The organism is Colwellia sp. 12G3 (genome assembly GCF_002836775.1).
Classification (GTDB): Bacteria; Pseudomonadota; Gammaproteobacteria; order Enterobacterales; family Alteromonadaceae; genus Colwellia.
The window spans coordinates 61841-83854 of record NZ_PJAQ01000012.1 but is presented as its reverse complement, the minus strand read 5'-3'; the positions used below and the strand labels follow the sequence as shown (position 1 = coordinate 83854).

At 38.2% G+C, this 22014-nt stretch carries 17 protein-coding genes; 2 read left to right on the top strand and 15 right to left on the bottom strand.

Annotated elements, in window-relative coordinates; genetic code table 11:
* Positions 1-134: 134 nt before the first annotated feature.
* The 8 genes from CXF71_RS04850 to CXF71_RS04815 all read right to left on the bottom strand — a co-directional run bounded on the left by CXF71_RS04850 (position 135) and on the right by CXF71_RS04815 (position 8358).
* Positions 135-1547, bottom strand: a complete 1413-nt coding sequence (locus tag CXF71_RS04850; protein WP_101231851.1) for an SPOR domain-containing protein — start codon at positions 1545-1547, stop codon at positions 135-137.
* A gap of 60 nt (positions 1548-1607) precedes the next feature.
* Entirely contained in the window at positions 1608-2672 is a 1065-nt protein-coding gene (gene aroB, locus CXF71_RS04845; RefSeq protein WP_101231850.1) for a 3-dehydroquinate synthase, read from the bottom strand.
* A 34-nt stretch (positions 2673-2706) separates the two neighbouring features.
* The gene (aroK, locus tag CXF71_RS04840; RefSeq protein WP_101231849.1) at positions 2707-3225 is read right to left on the bottom strand and encodes a shikimate kinase AroK; all 519 of its coding nucleotides are present in this window, start codon (positions 3223-3225) and stop codon (positions 2707-2709) included.
* 241 nt (positions 3226-3466) lie between these two features.
* The gene (locus CXF71_RS04835) at positions 3467-5560 is read right to left on the bottom strand and encodes a type IV pilus secretin PilQ (RefSeq protein WP_101231848.1); all 2094 of its coding nucleotides are present in this window, start codon (positions 5558-5560) and stop codon (positions 3467-3469) included.
* 11 nt (positions 5561-5571) lie between these two features.
* Positions 5572-6129, bottom strand: coding sequence for a pilus assembly protein PilP (locus CXF71_RS04830; RefSeq protein WP_101231847.1), 558 nt, complete (start codon positions 6127-6129; stop codon positions 5572-5574).
* Positions 6126-6722, bottom strand: a complete 597-nt coding sequence (locus CXF71_RS04825; protein WP_101231846.1) for a type 4a pilus biogenesis protein PilO — start codon at positions 6720-6722, stop codon at positions 6126-6128. The genes CXF71_RS04830 and CXF71_RS04825 overlap by 4 nt, the downstream gene beginning before the upstream one ends.
* Entirely contained in the window at positions 6722-7291 is a 570-nt protein-coding gene (locus CXF71_RS04820; RefSeq protein WP_101231845.1) for a PilN domain-containing protein, read from the bottom strand. Before CXF71_RS04820 ends, CXF71_RS04825 begins: the two co-directional genes overlap by 1 nt.
* Entirely contained in the window at positions 7279-8358 is a 1080-nt protein-coding gene (locus tag CXF71_RS04815) for a pilus assembly protein PilM (RefSeq protein WP_101231844.1), read from the bottom strand. The genes CXF71_RS04820 and CXF71_RS04815 overlap by 13 nt, the downstream gene beginning before the upstream one ends.
* A gap of 126 nt (positions 8359-8484) precedes the next feature.
* Between CXF71_RS04815 and CXF71_RS04810 the strand changes: the two genes are divergently transcribed.
* Positions 8485-11070, top strand: a complete 2586-nt coding sequence (locus CXF71_RS04810) for a penicillin-binding protein 1A (RefSeq protein WP_101231843.1) — start codon at positions 8485-8487, stop codon at positions 11068-11070.
* 297 nt (positions 11071-11367) lie between these two features.
* On the opposite strand, the gene argA is transcribed toward CXF71_RS04810, so the two are convergent.
* The 6 genes from argA to argC form a co-directional block, all read right to left on the bottom strand.
* Entirely contained in the window at positions 11368-12678 is a 1311-nt protein-coding gene (gene argA, locus CXF71_RS04805) for an amino-acid N-acetyltransferase (protein WP_101231842.1), read from the bottom strand.
* 41 nt (positions 12679-12719) lie between these two features.
* Positions 12720-14657, bottom strand: a complete 1938-nt coding sequence (gene argH, locus CXF71_RS04800; protein ID WP_101231841.1) for an argininosuccinate lyase — start codon at positions 14655-14657, stop codon at positions 12720-12722.
* 2 nt (positions 14658-14659) lie between these two features.
* Positions 14660-15916, bottom strand: coding sequence for an argininosuccinate synthase (locus CXF71_RS04795; protein ID WP_101231840.1), 1257 nt, complete (start codon positions 15914-15916; stop codon positions 14660-14662).
* A gap of 230 nt (positions 15917-16146) precedes the next feature.
* Positions 16147-17088 (bottom strand): ornithine carbamoyltransferase, encoded by a 942-nt coding sequence (locus CXF71_RS04790; protein WP_101231839.1) that lies wholly within the window; start codon positions 17086-17088, stop codon positions 16147-16149.
* A gap of 95 nt (positions 17089-17183) precedes the next feature.
* The gene (gene argB / locus CXF71_RS04785; protein ID WP_442871915.1) at positions 17184-17981 is read right to left on the bottom strand and encodes an acetylglutamate kinase; all 798 of its coding nucleotides are present in this window, start codon (positions 17979-17981) and stop codon (positions 17184-17186) included.
* A gap of 31 nt (positions 17982-18012) precedes the next feature.
* Positions 18013-19032 carry an N-acetyl-gamma-glutamyl-phosphate reductase gene (gene argC, locus CXF71_RS04780; protein WP_198559835.1) on the bottom strand — a complete coding sequence of 340 codons (1020 nt, stop codon included), beginning with the start codon at positions 19030-19032 and terminating at the stop codon, positions 18013-18015.
* Positions 19033-19189: 157 nt separating this feature from the next.
* Between argC and argE the strand changes: the two genes are divergently transcribed.
* On the top strand, positions 19190-20338 hold the full coding sequence (gene argE / locus CXF71_RS04775; RefSeq protein WP_101231909.1) for an acetylornithine deacetylase: 1149 nt from the start codon (positions 19190-19192) through the stop codon (positions 20336-20338).
* Between the two features lie 90 nt (positions 20339-20428).
* Here argE and CXF71_RS04770 read toward each other — a convergent pair whose 3' ends face one another.
* Positions 20429-21808: a hypothetical protein gene (locus CXF71_RS04770; protein WP_101231836.1), complete on the bottom strand. Its 1380-nt coding sequence runs from the start codon at positions 21806-21808 to the stop codon at positions 20429-20431.
* Positions 21809-22014: the final 206 nt, after the last annotated feature.

Genomic DNA, 22014 nt, shown 5'->3' with positions numbered 1-22014 from the left:
CTGTGTAGAAGTCTAATCTTATAAAAATAAGTATTAGTAAGAGCCTTCCTCAACTAAGTTCGATCTTTATTATTCTTGCTACCGATTTAAGCAGTAGCTTCACTTAATAAATTCAGAGCGGATTGTAGCTTGAATTATCGCGTAAAGGTATTAATTTCATTGATAACGGATGAAATAGACTTAACCCAAGGTTTGCGCTCGATAAGTTGTATTGGTAACAACTGAATTGTGGCTTTAGCTTCCGCTTTATTTTGAAAAACCTTTGAGGTGATAACCGTAAAGCTTTTATCATTAAGCTTTCTTTGATAGTTATAAAAATTCTCTTCTGGGTAAAGCGCTAAGAATCGTTGCAACAATGTTTCATCTGTAAAGCCAGCAATTTGGACGACATATCCATTTTCATATTCTTTTGCTTTAGTTAGATAATAGTTATTTGTAATTTCAGCTACTTTAATTTGGTTAGCTATTTCTTTACTTGCTGCATTATCAACATGGATATCGATTTTATCATCTGCAACAACTAGGGCTTGCATAACATCATCAACTTCTGCGGATATTTTCTCAATAGGATTAGCTAAGTAGATAGTCATTAGAGCTTGATTAATTTCTTCACTGCTTGCCAAGACGTATACTGGCAATTTACTAACATTATTTGAACTTTCCGCGGGTTCAGTTTTATGTTTCTTCTGCATTTGTCTGGTCGATGTATTACCTGAGGTGTCGTTCAATTTACTTGGTAATAAACTATGTTCACTACTCTTTTCCAGAACAGTTTTTTCCGTAATGTTGAAAGCTTGCACATTTACATCCTCTGCAATTAACAGATAGACCCAGATGAGTGCAATAGCTAGAAGTACCATAGCGCCAAGTAAACTTACCTTTTGTAATAACGATAAAGGATCCACATCCTTTTTTAGTATAAATTGTTTATCATCTAAACTCATTACCTGGCCAGTTCCAGCATCAATAACAGCAATTTTATTTTTAAACAAACTTTTATTGATCGCAAGTTGCTGTGCAGCTTCAATTAGCCCAAAAAATATAACGTTAATTGTAAGCTTATTTTTTTTGGCTAAACTTACTAACTGGCACAATTCATATTTAATTTGCAAAGAAAGTGCATGTGCATGGTCTATAACAATTGAAATAGCCTCACCATGCTGCTTACCGAATTGTAAAACACTTACAGCGAGAGATTGTTCAGGATCAAATAAGGTATTTACAAATAATTGCTCAATTAATCGACAACGTATTTGGATATCATTTAACTTTGAAGAAGCTGAGACAAACGCCACATTAATGTGGTTATCAACTTGGCTGGCAATAGGCTTTACATTGGATAGATTAACAAGAAACTGGCTAGCCAGTTGTGTATATTGGTCAGTATTATTACCTACGACTAACACAGCTTGTTTAGTGAAACGTAAGTTGTAATCGATCCGTGAAGTTACACTGATCCCCAAACTTCCATCGGCCAACATTGAATCACTCTCTGTTAGCTTTTGTTGTGTTTGGTATGCCGAAGAAGAGTTTGCGGCTGCTGACATGCTTAATCCTTTCTATGCTTAAAATTCTTCTCGTCAGTTACTCACCGACGAGAAAGATAATTATAGAATTTGTTGAAGCGTATCCTGAGTGACATCGTCACGAATTTCAGATTGACCAATAGCTGTTGGTATTATAAACCTAAGCTTACCGGCTATATTTTTTTTGTCTCGACGCATATGGCGAATAAATTCAGCGAACCCCATACCTTTAGGAGCAATTACAGGTAAATCAAACGCTGCTATCAATTTTTCCATACGACGAAGTTCTGACACTTCAAGCAAATTCATTGCTACTGCTAACTTAGCAGCAAGTACCATGCCAGTAGCAACAGCTTCACCATGTAACCAATTACCGTAACCCTGCTCAGCTTCTATAGCGTGGCCAAAGGTATGGCCTAAATTCAATAATGCTCTGATACCTGCTTCAGTCTCGTCACTCGCAACAATGTCAGCTTTGCATTGACAGCATCGCTCAATCATCTGGGCTAATACTATTTTATCACCAGTTTTAATCGCTGAGATATTATCTTCAAGCCAAACGAAAAATGACTTATCACCTAAAATACCATACTTAATAACTTCTGCCATTCCTGCATTAAACTCACGAGTCGGCAGAGTTGTAAGGCTATCAATATCAATAAAAACAGCTTTAGGCTGATAAAAAGCGCCTACCATGTTTTTACCTAAAGGATGGTTTACCGCGGTTTTTCCACCAACTGATGAATCTACTTGTGAAAGTAGGGTTGTTGGAATTTGTATAAAATCAATACCACGCTGATAACATGCTGCTGCGAAGCCGGTTATATCACCTATAACACCGCCACCTAAAGCAATTAAGGTAGTATCTCTACCGTGCTCATTTGTAAGTAAGTGGGACATAATAACCTCAAAATTAGCTAAGCTTTTTTCAGCTTCACCATCAGGAAGTATGACTTCATCTACAGTAAAGTCTGTTAACTTCACTTTTAATGAATCTAGGTATAAAGGAGCAACAATATCGTTTGTTACAATGCATACACGTTTTGCACGAATATGTGCTGAAAGCAGGTCTGTTTTATTTATCAGACCTGAATCAATATAGATAGGGTAACTACGCGTACCTAAATCAAGATTAAGAATTGCCATATTAGGATACTACTAGATTCCAACGCGGGTTAAATTAAAAGTCGAGACGCTCAATAATTTTATGAGCAACAACTTTTGCACTTTGATCGTCTGTTTGTACGATAATATCAGCGATATCTTCATAAAACGGATTACGCTCAACAGCCAAGTTTTCCAACACTGTACGTGGCTCTTCAGATGTTTGTAAAAGTGGGCGGCGGCGGTCACGTTGCGTACGAGCAACTTGCTTATCGATAGTTGTTTCAAGGTAAACAACGATACCGCGAGCAGACAAATGATTACGAACATTGGTGCTGATTACAGAACCACCACCTGTAGCTAAAACAATACCATGTTTTTCACTCAAGTCTTCAATCACCGTTTCTTCTCTTCTGCGGAAACCTTCTTCACCTTCAAGATCAAAAACCCAAGCAATGTCTGCTCCTGTACGACGCTCTATTTCTTGGTCAGAGTCAAAAAACTCAAGATGTAATCGGTCTGCAATTTCTCTACCGATAGTGCTTTTACCAGCACCCATAGGGCCTATAAGGAATATATTACGTTTTTCTGCCATTAGATTTACTTAATACTCGTTGTGTTAACAGAACAGTCAAAAGTTGAAATACTATAAAATAGTACTTTTGACGCAAAAGAGGTCTCCCCCGGAAATTTCAAGGGCGTAATTATCGCAATTGTTATGCATAAATTGCAAGCAACAATAGTATTATCTTTGTTAAAAACCCACTTATTAAAATAAAAAATCCATTAAATGACGAAACAACACGTCATTTAATGGATTTTCACAATACAAATATTTAAAAGTGTTCAGTTACAATTCGTGGTGTAACGAAAATTAACAGTTCTTTTTTCTCATTTAACTGGCTTGAAGTTCTAAATAACCAACCCAGATAAGGAATATCACCTAAAACCGGAATCTTAGATACTGTGCTAATGATCGCTTGTTGATATATACCACCTAGCACTATAGTCTCACCATTATTAACTAAAACCTGTGTGCCAATACGCTGAGTATCAATCGCAGGTGCGAGGCCGCTTTTCACTTCAGATACTGTATCTTGTGTCACGACCAAGTCTAAAATAATTTTATCATCAGGGGTAATATGTGGCGTTACCGTTAAACTTAAGACGGCTTTTTTAAATTGTGTTGCAGTAGCACCACTTGAAGCTGCTTCTTGGTATGGGATTTCAACACCCTGTTCAATATAAGCTTCCTTTTGGTTTGCTGTAGTAATACGCGGGCTAGCAATAACCTCTCCTTTATTCTCTTTTTCTAAGGCTGATAACTCAAGGTCCAAAATAGTTCCATTAGCTAACCTAGCAACTTGAAATGCAATAGTACCTGCTGGCGTTGCAACCGGTAAGTTAACATTTAATCTATCGACTAATGAAGGCACATCACCACCGCGTGCGGTGTCAACCCCTTCTAAAGAACCAGAAACTGTACCTTCTCCATCAGTATTAGTGACCCCCCAACGAATACCAAGTTCTTCATTCATGTTATCTTTAACGGTAACCATTCTAGCTTCAATAACAACTTGACGAACAGCAACATCAAGAATCGTAACCATTCTTTTAATATCTTCAATACTTTTCGCTGTATCACGTATCAGTAGTGTATTGGTACGTTCATCAACTGACACACTGCCACGAATAGATAATATGCTAGTATCTTCATTTTTGATTAACTCAGAAAATTCAGCAGCTTTAGCGTAATTAATTTGAACATACTCAGAATATAAAGGAGCCAACTCTTCGACTTGTTGCTTTGCTTGTAAGGTTTGTGCTTCACGAGCCGCTAATTCATCGGCAGGAGCTACCATTAAGATATTACCCTGCATTCGCTTATCTAAGCCTTTCACTTTTAAGATAATACTTAATGCTTGGTCCCAAGGAACACCATCTAGACGAAGAGTGATATTGCCTGTTACTGTATCGCTGATAATTAAATTAAATTCATTGTAATCAGCAATAATCTGTAAAACGGTACGAACTGGAATATCCTGAAAGCTTAGTGAAATACTGCGTCCATTAAAGTCGTCAGTATCACCGATGTAAGTAGGCTCTTTTTTAGGCTTTTCTTTTACCGTTAGAATAAATAAATTTTCTTCTTGTTTCTGGGTAAAAATAAAATCACTATCTGCTTCGATAACTAAGCGTGCGTTTCGACCTTCTTTAAAAGTCTCAATACTAGTAACCAGTGTGCCAAAATCAGTCACATCTAATTTATAGAGTAAATCTTCAATAATTTCAGTGTTATGGAATTCAACATTTAATTTACCTAATTTATCATTAACATCTGCAGCGAGCATGTTATCTTTTAGGTAAACTAATATTTGTCCTTCATTATCACTATTTAACCTAAAGTCTATTGATTCTATATGGTTAATAAACTCATCACCTGCTGGGCTCAATGTTTCAACAACTTCAGCTGATTCTCCATAGTTAAAAGTGATAGAAAATTCTTTGTCGTTATTTAATGAAACATCAAAAACGCCAAGTTTCTCTAAACTAATTAACGCGACAACTTTTCCTGTAGAAGCATCTAAATTAATTGCTTTAACGCCAGCATGGTTAACTAGCGTCTCCTTTTGGTCTTTAGCAAAAGCATTAGCATCAAAAATCACTTCAACAAAAGCAGGTGTCATGGATGTTTTAACTTCAGGAAGGCTAGTGATATTTTGTGCAAAGCTGAAAACAAGCACAATTTGGTCACTTTGAATGGTGTTATATGAGATGCCAACCAGTTCATTGTTATTTACAGAGTCACCTTCATCAGCAGCATTTACTGAAAATGACAGCAAGACTGTAGACAATAAAAACACAGTGGTTAGCCAGAGCTCTTTAATAGCAGTAAAGCTTTTATAATTTTTCGTTTGATTAAATAGCATTATTAATTCCTTTACTTATTTGACTCTTCAGATTGCACTATATTCAATGTAGCTTCACGCTCTACCCAACATCCTGCACCATCTGGAGCTAATTCAATTATTTTCACTGTCTTTGCACTCACTTGTGTAATTCGGCCATTATACAAGCCAAGATAATTTCCTAAAGCAACTCTATGTAGGCTTAAATCTGAAGCTTCTAATAGAGCCCAGAGCATACTTGCATCACCTAAGGTGCCGCGCATAGTTAAGTCACTTAAGGCATATTTTTCTAACGGTTGTTTACGACGATTAGTATCAGGACTTAAACACCCTGCCATTTGTTGCATTTTTTGCTGAATAGCTTCCGGTCTAGGTAATACAAATGGGCTACGCAAATCATCTGCTGAATAAGCGATGTGATTAAATGGGTTTACCTCAGGCATTGGGTCAATATAATTAGTTGTTGTTGCTTTGACTTGTGCCATATGTGTTTTTATTTCAGTCGTATCGTCAAAACAACCTGACACCAAAGTTAACGCTATTACGCTAAATATTTTCGACGTATTATAAGTTAAATTATGATTTATCATTTGGTTGCCTCCTCTTGATAGCGGTAGGTTTTAGCTTGCAACTTTAAATGTAAAGTTTCACTATCGCCTTGTGAAATACTTATTTTAAAGTCATGCAAGGTCACAATTCTTGGTAAGCCTGCAATTTTGCTTACAAACTGCCCAAAGGAGTGATACGGACCTATGACTTCAATATCAATCGGTAACTCGATGTAAATTTCTTTACTAATTTCTGGTTGCCATTCTAATTTTACAAAATCTAGGCCACTGGTTGTACCAACAAAAGTAATATCATCTAATAACCCTGGAATTTCATGACTATTAGGCAAACTTCGTAATTGATTAGCAAAGGTATCTTCTGCCTCAACCATCTGAGCACGAAACAACTCTAAATTAGCCGCAACATGATATTTACTACGATAAGATGCTTTTAAAGTGCTTTCTTCAGTGAAAGCACGTTCAAGGTTTTTCATCTGGTCGCTAATCAAGCCCATATAACCTAGAAATGCGACAGTACCTGCAAGAAAAACAGCCAAGAGTAGTTTTGCTGCTGCTGGCCACTGCCCTATATTATCAAGTTCAAGATTGTCAAATTGGGATGCATCAAATTTCATTATTTGCTCCCTTTCTTAGCATCATTTACTAAACCTTTAATTTTAACTTTCATTTTGAAGCTACTAAGTAGTTTAGGTGAACCGTCATCCGCAGTGATCGACTCAGGGGTAGCATCAATAAATAAATCAGATAACTCCACCGCACGAATCATATTAGCTAAATGATTATTCGATTCACTTTTCCCTGACAACTGTATAGTATTGCCTTGTTTTTCTAACTCAATGATATAAATACCGTTTGGTATAATTTTAGCTATTTCGTCAAGTACTTGCGTACCTACATTTCGACTACGCTGTAATTGTTCCACAACATTAATTCGTTTTTGTAATGCCGCTTTTTTATCATTTAAGGTTTTTATTTCATCAATTTGAATGTCAAGTTGTGCAATTTCATTTTTCAGGTATTGGTTTTTACTATTTTGGCCATCAATACGCGCTTGAAAATAAAAGTTTGTAGATAGAACCAGTGCTAAAGTCAGTAAGACAACCGCAGCTAGAATGGTAAAGTATTCTTTTTGCTGTGCCTTTAATGCAGCTTCGCGCCAAGGGAGTAGATTTATATGTGCCATGGCGTAAAACTCCTTAAGGCTAAACCTGTTGCCACCATTAATTGAGCTGCAACAATTTCAAGTTCGCCTGGTTCAATTGAGTCACCATAAGACATATCATTGAATGGATTAGCAATAACGGTATGTATGCCTAATTCATCAGTAAGTAAGCTTTCAATCCCCTCTAATGCGGCCGTACCACCAGAAATCAACAAATAATCAACTTTTTCTTGACCACTAGTAGTCAAAAACATTTGAATCGCGCGGCGTATTTGCTGCATTAAAACAGTATGGAAAGGTGCCAATACTTCAAAGGTATAATTGGGTGGTAAGTCGTTAGTGGTTTTTGCCTCTTCCGCTTGCTCAAATGATTTATTGTAATAAGACACAATAGAACGAGTATATTGCTCTCCCCCAAACATTTGGTCACGACTATAGATATGTTTACCTGCATTCGTCGCTGAGAAAAGTGTAACCGTTGAGCCAATATCAACAATTGCTACTACTTTATCTTTCGCATCTTCTGGTAGTTGTGTTAAGCATAGTTCATAAGCTCTGCCAACGGCATAAGATTCAACATCAATTACTTTGGCGTGGAAATCTCCTGCGTCTAATGCTGCAACACGTGCCTCAATTGATTCAGTCCGAGCCGCACTAAGCAATACATTGACTTTACTTGGGTCAGACTCATTAACATCTAAGGTTTCAAAGTCTAAGCTGACTTCGTCAAGTGGGAATGGAATGAGGCTATCTGCTTCAATCTCTATTTGACTAGCAAGTTCATCCTCAGTCAAAGCAACATCCATATAGATCACTTTAGTGATAACAGTTTGCCCTGACACAGCAGCCGCAGCGTCGGTAGCCTTAGGTGAGATTTTCTTTCGTATTTTAGCTATTACCGCACCAACGGCTTCAATATCTTGAATTTCGCGATCTACTACTGAACCTCGTGGCATTGGTTCAATAGCGAAGTCTTCTATTACGAAGCCTTCACTTCCCTGACTTAACAATACCGCTTTCGCAGAATGGGAACCAATATCAATCCCCACCATCATTGAGTTTTTCTTTTTCCACAGTTTGTCTAGCATAAAGACCTACAATTTTATTTTTGTAATTATTTTAGACGCAAAATACGCATAAATACATTTATTACATGCTTTTACACGATATACTAGTAATATCTTACATTTTAATCCACTTATTGGTCTTTTGCTGTGTTTTCAATCAAATATTTATTAAAAGTCAGTCTGATACTGTTTATTTTGACATCAATTGGCATTTATAGTTTATATCTATCAATGCGTTCAGAATTACCTAGTGTTGAATCATTAAAAGACTTGCATTGGCAAACACCATTGCAAGTTTATAGCCAGGACGGATTGCTAATTTCCCAGTTTGGTGAAAAAAAGCGTACACCGTTAACATTAGAGCAAGTGCCTCAACAACTCATCGATGCGTTATTAGCTACTGAAGATGACCGTTTTTATATGCATTTTGGTGTTGACCCAATAGGCATGGGACGAGCGGTACTAGGTAAACTCATGGGACAGGACAAAGGTGGTGCTAGTACTATTACCATGCAGGTTGCACGTAACTTCTTCCTTACTCGTGAAGTAACTTATACACGTAAAATACGAGAAATATTCTTATCCTTTCATATTGAAAGCTTACTTAGCAAAGATGAAATTTTGATGTTGTACATCAATAAAATTGAACTCGGTCATAGGGCTTTCGGCTTTGGTGCAGCTGCACAAGTCTATTACGGCAAAGAGATTAGCGACCTTAATCTGGCTCAAATTGCGGTATTAGCGGGGCTGCCTAAAGCACCTTCAACACTTAATCCTATCCGCTCTCCTGAGCGTGCTAAAGCTCGCCGTTCTGTAGTTTTACAACGTATGTTAATTAGCGGCTACATCTCTGACCTACAATACCAGACAGCCAAAAATGAGCCGATAACAGGTAAAAAACATGGCGCAGAAATTGAGTTGAATGCTCCCTATGTTGCAGAAATGGCTCATAATGAAATACTTAAACGTTACGGAAAAGAAAAAGCCTATACTGAAGGCTACAAAGTATTTACCACAGTAACAGCAAAATTACAGACTGCAGCTGAACAAGCCCTGGTGAATAATTTATTGAATTATGATCAGCGTCATGGTTACCGTGGTCCTCTGATTTCACTTAGGCCTCAATCAACAGTTTCTACAAATGTACCTAATGCTAACGCATTACCGTTATCACAAGAAGAAATAACAAAAGCCCTTTCAGAGATTGATTATTACCAAATGCTTGAGCCTGCTGTTGTTCTTGCCGTTGAAGAACAATCTGTTAGCATTCAACTTCACAGTAAAAAAATTACGAACATTAAGTGGCAAGGGCTAGCTTGGGCTCGTCCTTATATTAATGATCAAAAGCAAGGTAATCCCCCCAAGTTAGCAAGTGACATCCTACGATATGGCGATATTATTTTAGTTAGTAAAATGCCCGACAGTAATTACCGTCTAGGACAACTTCCAACTGCCAGTGCTGCCATTGTGTCTTTATCTACAGATGATGGAGCCATTAAAGCAGCTGTTGGCGGTTTTAGTTTCGAACAAAGTCAGTTTAATCGGGTTACCCAAGCTAAACGACAAGTTGGCTCAAATATAAAACCTTTCATCTACTCTGCTGCTCTTGAACATGGCTTTACCCTTGCTTCGTTAGTTAATGATGCCCCGATAAACCAATGGGATAGAAGTTCAGGTGCCGTTTGGCGACCTAGGAATTCCCCAGAAAATTATGCAGGACCTATTAGAGTTCGCGAAGCTTTAGCACGGTCTAAAAATGTTATAGCAGTACGCTTACTTCAAAGTATTGGTCTCAGTAATACCATAAATCACTTAACCACCTTTGGCTTTAATAAGAGTGATTTACCTCGTAGCGAAACATTAGCACTTGGTGCTGCTTCCTTAACCCCATTAGAAGTTGCTACCGGTTTTGCTGCTTTTGCCAATGGTGGTTTCTTAGTTGAACCCTATTTAATTGAACGTATTGAAAATAGTGATGGAGAGATTATTTATCAAGCCAATCCAGCCCTCGCTTGCGATCCTTGTGTTGAAATTATTGAACTTGAAGAACCAGTACAGGATATAGCAATACTTCATACGGATACGATGTTGACCGATGGGATCGAGGTTAATAATGAAGAATTAGTCATTCAAGCTGACGAGTCAGTGATAGCAATTAAACAAGCAGTTCGTGTGATAAGCGCCCAAAATGCTTTTTTAATCACTCAAGCACTTAACAGTGCTATTTGGGGTTCCGATTGGTCTGTAAAACCAGGTTGGCAAGGCACCGGATGGCGCGCTAGAACACTTGCACGCCGAGATATTGCCGGTAAAACAGGTACAACAAATGAAGCTAAAGATGCTTGGTTTTCTGGATTTAGCCGCCGTTTAATCACCACCTCTTGGATAGGCTTTGATGACCCTCGCCATATGCTTGGACAATCGGTTTATAATAATAACTTAGGAAAGAATCAAACAACAGGTACGGAATTTGGTGCTAAATCTGCACAACCTGCCTGGATAGACTTTATGCGCATCGCATTAGCTGATATTGAAGCTGAAGATTTCCAGCCGCCTGTTGATATTGTATCTGTCCGCATTGATAAAGCGACAGGGAAATTGACCACCAAGACTGATACAACGAGTCAATTTGAGTACTTCCGTCTTGGCAATGTGCCAACAGAGTATGTTGCTGAAGATAACAGCAGTGAGATATTATCTGGCAGTAAAGAAAAAGAAGAAGAACTGTTCTAACGATCACTGAATAAGAAAAAAGCCGTTAGCTTTTGAGCTAACGGCTTTGTTATTTACAGTGTATCTACTTAACCTGAGGTTTGGATAAGAGTTTTGTAACTTATTGAAGTTAGGTGAACAAATTAACTTAAAGTTCCAGTGACGAAATTTAAGTGTCTATTAAGATATTTTTACAAACCAATAACTGGTTATTGGGAGTAAAAATAACGCTGACAGGCGCTTAAATAGCGTTATTGGGCAAATTCGCTTATCCGAAGTTCAGGTTACTTAGCAACACACAGAAGCCCAATGGATTTATTATATATCTTTGATAAAGACTTTCGAATTCCGCTGGAAGTTATACATCTTCTTTTTCCCTTCAGGTAACCTTTCCAGAGATGTTTCGATAAAGCCTTGTTCTCTAAACCAATGGCCACTCACTGTTGTTAAGAGAAATAAAGACGTTAATCCCTTCTTTTTTGCGCTAAGCTCTAAAGCACTTATAATTCTTTCACCTCGATTACCTTTACGATAATCAGGATCAATAACTACGCAAGCAACTTCTCCTGAGTTAGCTTCCGGGTAGGGATATAAGGCAGCGCAAGCTATGATCACATCTTCTTTTTTAAGAACAGTGAAATATTCTATTTCCATCTCGAGTAATTCACGAGATCGCTTCACTAAAACCCCTTCTTCTTCAAGTGGCTGTATCAGCTCTAAGATGCCGGCCACATCATCTATTGTAGCGGTAGCAATTAATTCTTTATGATCTTTGGCAATCAAAGTTCCTGCGCCGTCACGGGTAAACAACTCTTGTAACAGTGCAGTATCACTTTGATAGCTGACACAATGACAACGCTCAACACCATTTTCACCACTTTGAATGATAGAGCGAAGTAATAACTGACGAACATGGCAGTCATTTTCATCAAGTAAGGTTTTTACCGTGCGAACACTACAGCTACGAATTAACTTTCCAGACTTATCAATAAGCCCTTCGTCTTCCGTAAAAGCAATCAGCTTATCTGCTTTCAGCGAAATAGCTGTTTGTGTGGCAACATCCTCTAAGGCGAGGTTAAACACTTCACCTGTTGGTGAGTAACCAATTGGTGAAAGTAAAACAATTGAACCGTAATCTAACTGCATGTTAATGCCATCGGAATCAATTCTTCTGACACTACCTGTATATTTATAATCAATACCATTACGAACGCCCATGGGTTTCGCAATAACAAAGTTGCCGGTACTTACACGAATTTGTGAGCCGTGCATCGGTGAGTTAACTAAACCGGTAGAGAGCAAGGCTTCAATATGAAGGCGTAAGGAGCCGGTCGCATCTTTAACAGCAACTAAAGTTTGTGCGTCCGTAACTCGAATATTGTTTACAACGTTCTCTTCAAGACCTCTTTGCTGCATGCGATCTTCAATTTGTGGTCGTGCGCCATGCACCACTACTAATTTCACACCTAAACTACGCAATAATGAAATATCATGAATAATATTAGCAAAATTTGGATGCGTCACAGCTTCACCACCAAACATAAGCACCACCGTTTTTCCACGATGCGCATTAATATAGGGTGCTGCATTTCTAAACCATTTTACGTAATTCTGCTCGCTATTATTCATGTTTTCCATTCTTAATATAACTTAACTATTTACAGTGAATATTACTTACTTTGACCAAGAATATATTCCATCGCCACTTCATCAGCAGGATCTTTATGTGGGCTTGGTTCGCTGTCTTCAATAATATTATCGGCTAGCGAGTTCTTATCGATTAAGTTAAAACCAAGCTGTTCAAAATACTGTGGAATATAAGTTAAAACAATAATTTGTTCTAATTCCATTTGATGAGCAAATTCTAATAAATACTGTACCAGCGCTTCACCTTGTCCCTGTTTTTGTGCATTATCTTGCACAACAACCGAACGTATTTCCGCTAAACCTGTTTGGTATATATACAGTGATGCAGTACCAACAACGTTACCATCAAGCTCCGCAACCACGAAGTTTTGGATGTCGTGAATTATATTGTCACGAGTACGTGGGAGAATCTCTCCTTTATCAGCCCAAAAAGTAGTCAATTTAAAAATACTGTCAACATCTGACATTCTTGCTCTACGAACCGACATAGCCGCGGCTCGCTGAGCATTTAAACGTTGCTTAACCTGTTTAAGCGCCACTTGAATTCTTTGTTTACCTGGCGCACCAACAACTTGCTCATTTAAAATAGCTTCATTGCCCGATTGCGTAGTTGCCAACGCTTTTTGAACTTGTGAACGTGACGTACCACCCAGTGCTTCACGCTTATTCAGCGTCGATTCAATTGAAAGGTGTTGATAGACATCTTGCTCAATTTTGTCACTGAACTCTTGCAGTTGGCTTATGGTTAAGTCCTCTAAAGGCACGCCTTTATCAATAGCAGCTAATACGACTTCGCCCACAATATGATGTGCTTCACGGAACGGAATATCTTTACCCACTAAATAGTCGGCCAGTTCAGTTGCGTTAGCATAACCTTGCTGTGCTGCGGCTAACGTACGTGAACGGTTCACTTTCAAACCATCCGCAACTAACACTGCCATTTCCATACATTCTTGCCACGTATCAAGCGCGTCAAATAAACCTTCTTTGTCTTCTTGCATATCTTTATTGTACGCAAGCGCTAACGCTTTCATTGTGGTTAACATGCCCGTTAACGCACCAAAAACACGCCCTGATTTACCACGAATTAATTCACACGCATCAGGGTTTTTCTTCTGTGGCATCAATGATGAACCAGAACTAACTAAGTCACTCATTTCAACAAAACCAGCTTCACCTGAGTTGTAGAAAATTAAATCTTCTGCAAAACGCGATAAATGCATCATTGAAATACTGGCTGAGGCCAATAATTCAATAACGTGGTCTCTATCAGAAACGGCATCAAGACTGTTCATGGTCGCCGTTCTAAAACCTAAACGGCTAGCCAAGGCATTTCTGTCAATTGGATATGCTGTACCCGCTAAGGCACCAGAGCCAAGTGGTGAAACATCTAAACGATAAAGTGCATCCTTTAAACGACCAATATCACGATTGAACATTTCCACATATGCTAAACACCAATGACCGAAAGTTATCGGCTGTGCTCTTTGTAAATGGGTATAACCTGGTAATACCGTGTCTTTTTCACGTTCAGCTAAATTCATCATTGCTTGCTGTAAATTCACTAAGGCAAACAGTAATTCACCTCCAGTTTCTTTACACCAGAGCTTTAAATCAGTCGCTACTTGGTCGTTACGACTGCGGCCCGTATGGAGCTTTTTACCTAAATCACCGGTTTTTTCAATTAACTGGATTTCAACCCAACTATGGATATCTTCTGCATCAGATAACAATATTTGCTTAGGATTTTCTTCTACAGACGCTTTTAATTCTTGCAGTGCTGCAGTTAAACGGACTAATTCATCATCGTTTATTACACCCACTTCATGGATAGCCTGCGCCCAAGCGATTGAGCCAACAATATCTTGCACAGCCATACGGTAGTCTACCGGTAGCGAGTCATTGAATTTCTTAAATTGTAAACTCGCTTTTTCTTTAAATCTTCCGCCCCATAAAGCCATGGTTATTTCGCCTTATCTTTTAGAGAGTCTTTTTGAGAAAGCGCAGTGATACGGCTTGATAAACTAAACAAACGGATAAAACCTTCCGCGTGTTTTTGGTCATAAACATCATCTGCACCAAACGTTGCAAATGCTTCAGAATACAAGCTATTTGGCGAACGACGTTGAATCACTTGCGCCATACCTTTGTATAACTTAACAACAACATCACCTGTTAGCTTTTCAGCAAACGATGCAGCTGAAGCTAACTGTGCTTTAGCAAGTGGTGTAAACCAACGACCATCATAAATAACATGAGAGAATTCAAGTCCTACCGATTCACGGTATTTAAGTGACTCTTTGTCAAGAATAAGCGTTTCTAAACCTTTGTAGGCAGCCATTAAAATAGTGCCTCCAGGTGTTTCATAACAACCACGAGACTTCATGCCGACTAAACGGTTTTCAACAATATCAATTCTACCAACACCGTGTGCTGCGCCTTTCTCGTTTAAATACATTAGCGCTTCATAAGCACCTGCACCACTTGGTGAAAAGTCTTTGCCGTCAATAGCAACTAATTCACCTTCAAGAAAACTTAATTGCACTTTTTCAGGTACATCTGGCGCATCCATTGGATCAACAGTCATGGTCCATACTTCTTTTGATGGCTCGCACCATGGATCTTCTAACTCACCGCCTTCATGAGAAATATGCCAAGCGTTTGCATCACGACTGTAGATTTTAGTTAATGAAGCCGCACAAGGAATATTACGCTCAGCTAAGTAATCAAGTAAGTCTTCACGCGAAACCATATCCCACTCACGCCATGGCGCAATTACGGTAAGCTCTGGTGCTAGCGCTGCAAAACATGATTCAAAACGTACTTGGTCGTTACCTTTACCGGTACAACCATGACACACTGCGTCAGCACCAACTTTAAGGGCAAGCTCTATGTGTGCTTTAGCAATAATAGGACGTGCCATTGACGTACCTAACAAATATTGACCTTCGTAAACTGAACCTGTTTTTAAAATTGGGTAAATATATTCTTTTACATATTCTTCTTTAAGATCAACTACGTAACATTCAGAAGCACCTGAAGCAATGGCTTTTTCTTTAACACCTTCAAGTTCTTCATCACCTTGACCAACATCAGCACAAAATGCAATGACTTCACAGCCATCATAGTTTTCTTTTAACCATGGAATGATCGCTGACGTATCTAATCCACCTGAGTATGCTAACACTACTTTTTTGATTGTTTTCTTAGTTAAAGCCATTTTCTTCTCTCTTAAATTTTTGGATAGGACTAGTTAGTATTATTACCAACTTAGCCTAAATTATTTGGTTGTTACTGCGAATAAGTTTCTTAGCTAATTTGTTCAAACTCTTCCTAATTAATCAATGTTCGTTATGCTATTTAATGCTAGAGCAAGAAAAAAGCACGGAGCATACTGTTGTATGTGAGCACTTTTGACGCCGCTATTGCATAAAATAGTTAGAACAATGATTAATTAGTAAATAGGGCTACTAATACGGCATTTTGTGCCCACATTCTATTTTCTGCTTGTTGGAATACTTTTGATAATTCACTATCAAATAGTTCCGTCGTTATTTCTTCTTCCAAATGCGCAGGTTGGCAGTGTAATACCATGCTCGCTTGCGCTTTTTCCATCAAGTCATGATTGACTTGATAAGGTGCAAACTTAGCTAAAATCTCAGCTTTCTTAGTTGAATCTTCATCACCCATAGAAATCCAAGTATCGGTATAAATGACATCTTGTTTACCAATGGTGTCGATATCATTGGTAAGTATTAGCTTACTGCCTGACGCTTGTGCAAGTTTTTTAGTTTTTGCTACGATGTCTGCTTGTGCTTCATGTCCTTGTGGGGATACTAAGGTGAAATCTACACCTAACGTTGCCGCCATGATCATTAATGAATTAGAAACATTATTACCATCTCCCACATAGGCTAATTTTACTTGGCTTAAATCTGGGTAGCTCTCTGATAGCGTGACAAAATCAGCCAATGCCTGACAAGGGTGATAAACATCACACAAGGCATTAATAACGGGAATACTTGCGTGCTCAGCTAAACCTTGAATAGATTCATGGCTAAAAACTCTAGCAACAATAACATCAGCAAAACAAGATAAGTTTTTTGCGTAATCACTAACTCGCTCACGCTCACCTAATTTGCCATTTTGTTGACCTAAATATAACGCATGACCACCTAACTTATTAATGCCCATATCAAAGCTAACATGTGTTCTTAAAGAAGGTTTTTCAAAAATCATTGCCACTGACTTACCCGCTAATACTTGGCTATAGTCCGCAGGATTTTTCTTAATGTTAATCGCTAATTCGATTAACGCTAATAATTCGTCTTTATTTAACTGATCATCAGCTAAAAAATTGTTTAAGTGTTGTAATGCTGTACTTGTCGACATAAGTATTTTCTCTCAATATTTCTTTAAAGCTTTTGATAATCGCTTCGCATGCAAGCTAGTTAGTTAGTTAGTTAGTTAGTTAGTTAGTTAGTTAGTTAGTTAGGCTGAATTTGTGTGCCAACACCGTAACCATCAAGTAATTGGGTGATTTGCTCTGGCGATTGCCAACTGGCAACCGCGATACTTCGTCGTAATTGTTGAGCAGCATGCAAGGCCGCATTAACTTTTGCGGTCATTCCACCAGCAATAACGCCCTGCTTGATCAGGTTTTGAGCTTGATCTGCATTAAGTGTCGGTAAATATTCACCATCTGCGCCTTTAACACCATTAACATCGGTGAGTAACAAAAGTTCCGCATTGAGTAACTGGCAAATGGCAACAGCGGCATCATCGGCATTTACATTAACTAAATCACCATTATCGAGTGCACCAATTGAAGAAATGACCGGTAAAAACTTTGCCTTTAGCAAACAGTCTAATAATTTACTGTTATTCGTTTGTGGTACGCCTACTTGACCTAGGTCTTGCGGAGATAGCGTACAACTGATCATATCGCCATCATTTAACGATAAGCCTACCGCTGCTAACCCCATACTGTTAGCCGTGGCAACAATAGCTTTATTAACCGTGCCAGCTAGCGCTCCACTAATGAGTGCTATTTGATCTTTGGGCGTTACACGTAAACCGTGCTTTTTCTCGGTTGTGAAGCCTGCTTGCGCTAACATTTCATCAACCACACAACCACCACCATGAACCAAAACCACTTGTTTATTGCTCAGCTGTGAAATCACGCTAAATAAAGCATTAAGAGCAGATTCTTTTTCAAGAATGGCGCCACCAATTTTGATAACTAATGGTTTAACTTCTGGTTTAAGTAACAGGCTGTTCATCATTCTTCCTTAATTCGGTCTTATTGCTAATTTTCTATGTATTGATTAACGAGAATTCACTGGCCAAACCAAGAGAAATATTAAAACATTGCACGGCTTGTGAAGCCGCACCTTTAAGTAAGTTATCTATGGCACAACTTACCACTACAACTTGCTTTTCTTCATCAAATTTCCAGTGCAAATCGGCAAATGGCGTATAAGCGACATTGCCAATTTCTGGCCAACTTGCTACTAATCGTACTAAAGGTTTATCACTATATGCCTGTTCAAAAGCCTGCTGTACTTGAGCATGAGTAACTCCTGCCTTAAGTTGTAAGGTTACTGTTGCTAAAAGCCCTCTTTTGTAAGGTGCTAAATGCGGATTAAATATAACCTCGATAGCAGCTTCTTGAGAAATTTCGGGCTGATGTCTATGCTGCAATACGTTATAAGCTTTTAAACTTACTTCATTAAAGTTAGTCGATAATGAGGCGTTTCTGCCGGCTCCACTCACGCCGCTTATACCATTAACCACAACCAATGAGTTTTCTACCACTAAATTGTTACTGGTAAGCGGTTTCAAACAAAGTAAACTTGCCGTTGGGTAACAACCTGGTACAGCTACTAAATTTGTACTAGCAATATCATCTTGCTGCCATTCAGCTAAGCCATATTTCGCAGCAGCTAAGGCATCAATATTTGCATGTTCAAAGCCATAGTACTTAGGGTAATCATGAGCGTTTTTTAATCTAAAGCCACCGGAAAGATCAAAAACTTTAACGCCAGCATCAACAAACGCTTGGGCCCATTCAGCACTGAATTCATGAGGTGTAGCGAAGAAGACCACATCTAATTCAGTTGAATTTTTATCAAACCATGCTGATGAAAACGCTTCTAGCGGTAAGTCACATATGCTTTGAAATCGACCATGTAATTCACTAAACAACTTACCTTCTGAACTACTATTTTCAGAAACAACTAAATGACAAAGTTGTACATGACTATGTTGGCACAATAAGCCAACAAGCTCTGCTCCTGCGTAGCCACTGGCGCCAATAACTGCCACTTTTTGCATACTGTTATTCGAATCGGGTATAGCCTTTGTCATTTTTGAAGTAGCCTTATTAAAGCAGGTTATTTACACTATAAAGCTAAGGTAACATCGCATGGGTAGTTATGCAACTAAACAGCATAACTATTTACGTATTTATTCAATAATTTATAGGTTCTATATGACACAACTGCCTAATTTCAGTCAAAGCTTAAGCCAGTTAATCGCTTGTTCTTCCATCAGCTCAACACAACCAAGTTGGGACCAAGGAAATAAAGAAGTGATACAAGTATTAGCTACTTGGTTTGAGCAACTTGGTTTTAGTATTGAAATTCAAGCAGTTCCTGAGACCAGCAACAAATTTAACTTACTTGCCAAGTTAGGTAATGGTGAAGGTGGCTTATTATTGGCAGGCCACAGTGACACAGTACCTTTTGATGAAAACCGTTGGCAATCAGACCCCCATAAAGTCCTTAATCAAAATGATAAATTTTTTGGTTTAGGTACGTGTGATATGAAAGGTTTTTTCGCTTTTATTTTACAAGTTTGTAAAAATTTACCCGCGACTCAGCTTAAAAAACCGTTATATATTCTTGCTACTGCAGATGAAGAAACCACTATGGCTGGCGCACGTTTTTTTGCCAAAAGCCAAGCAATAAAACCTGATGTCGCCATTATTGGTGAACCAACCAATTTAGTGCCCGTGGTTATGCATAAAGGGCACATGTCTCACCGTATTAGTGTCGAAGGTAAATCTGGCCATTCAAGTCAGCCAAATCTTGGTGTTAATGCTATAGAGATCATGTATAAAGTCATTGGCCAGTTGATAGAATTAAAAGAAAAATTTCAGCTCAATTACAAAAACCAAGCCTTTGATGTTCCAGCTCCTACGCTAAACATGGGGGCAATTTCTGGCGGAGATAATGCCAATAGAATTTGCGGACATTGTAATTTAGATATTGATTTACGTTCACTGCCTGGCATGAGTGATGATGAATTAATTAATTGGCTGAGCGAAGCCTTAAAACCATTGGCGGAACTTTACCCCGGTCGAATCACCTTCACAGAATTACATCCGAGTTCACCGAGTTTTGAGCAAAAGAAACCAAGTACGCTTATTGATATTGCCGAAGAGATTAGTGGCCATAGTTGTTGTGCTGTTAATTACGCGACTGAAGCACCCTATATCCAACAACTAGGTTGTCAAACTATCGTGCTAGGTCCTGGCTCTATTGAGCAAGCTCATCAACCTAATGAATTTTTGGCACATAGCGAAATTGATAAAACTGAGCTGCTATTAACAAAAATGATCCAGCATTACTGTTTATAATTCTTTTAACTACATAGTACCTGGGTGTTGATCTTTAAGTTATGACACCCTAAATAAATGTATATTCACTGATACAACTATTGAATAACCTTATGAAACAACTTTATTCCAAAGGTTTTGATTGGTTTTTATGGAGAAAAACTCATTGGCATCCCAGCAGCGAGGCAATAAATCTAATTTTTTCCGTTCATGAGAATTTGAACTTAATAACTCTAAGATTTCATTCAAACGCTCTTTACTCAAGGCGGCTAATTTTTTTGCCGTTTGAGTGAAATAAAGATTACTGTTATTTGATATTTTCAAATTTTGCCCATAGCCGATAAACGTTAGTTGTCGTGTTGTCATTCGACAATGCGGATGCTCTGCTTTATCGGGGTAAAGGCTATTTACAATAGCATACTCATAACAATCGGTTTGCTCGCCAAATTCTCCTAATGGCATATACACAACACCGAAACCTTGAGGGAACATACCAGTAATTTGATATAAGGCATCAACGACACTTTTTGCACAGGCACCAAGCTCTGCATTTTTATTTAGCACCTGGAAGACTTGGGGCAATAACTTGTAGTTATAACTTGCTTTGGTCGACAAGATTATTGACGTATAAATTTGCGGAACCTTTAATATGTTACCAATAGTATTCTTCGGATTTACACTCGTTTTTAAAAGCTGTTTAATAAAGGAAAATTTACCTTGCTCATCGACGATAAATTTATCACGCTCAGCTTTAGTGTTACCAACAAAGGTTGGCATACCAATACCTTCACTTAAAAATTTCAGGGTTTCACGATAATTGATTTGTAATAGCTCTTTTCGTTGTTTAACTTCAAGCGTACGAAAAGCATCTAATTTACCATCAGCACCACAAAGCATAGTTTGCGCTTTAGGATGATAATTACCTATATCTTGTAATAGTGCAGCCATGATAAGGGGCACTTTTACTTGCTCAATAAAACGTTGATGCCCATCACTATCATGACTAGCAAAATCAATATATTGCTCAGGAGTAATCTCGGTTAAAAATTTATTGATATAAGGCTCAACAACCTGACCATCAATAATTAAACGGTCTAGTAAACGTAAACATAAGACGGCTTTATAAATCGATTTATTCTGCTCATTACTCGTGGCTATCCGTTTGCCTTCAGTAGGGCTTAATAATTGAATAGTACCCAGAAATTGTGCTGACTTTCGGTTATTTTCAGCATAACTATCCCCTTCTGCTAATTCAAGAATCGTTAGCGAAATAGACTGTAAACAAGAGTGACGTTCAGTGCGTTGCATTTGTTCGAGTTGGGACTCATCTGTGGATGTTTTTTCATCTGACGGACGAAACTCTTCCTGCTCAAAATATCCGATAGCGCGATCTAACAAAGAGTCTTTAACGGCACTTTTCCCGTAGACTTTTGCTAACAAGTGCTGAATTTGTCGTGTGTAATGTGTTTGATTAGGGGAGTCTGTAGCCATTGCAACGCTGAAGCAAATATATAAGAAATAATATCTATAATGCTAGTAATTATTACTAAAAGCAATAGTTAGCCAAGGGCTGTTATTTTGATGAACAAATTAAATGATTACATTAACATTGCTAACAAAGTGATAACAATTTAATGTTAGTGATCCTATGCCTAATGGACGACATAAGTCATAGGATCATGTTGTACGATTATTAA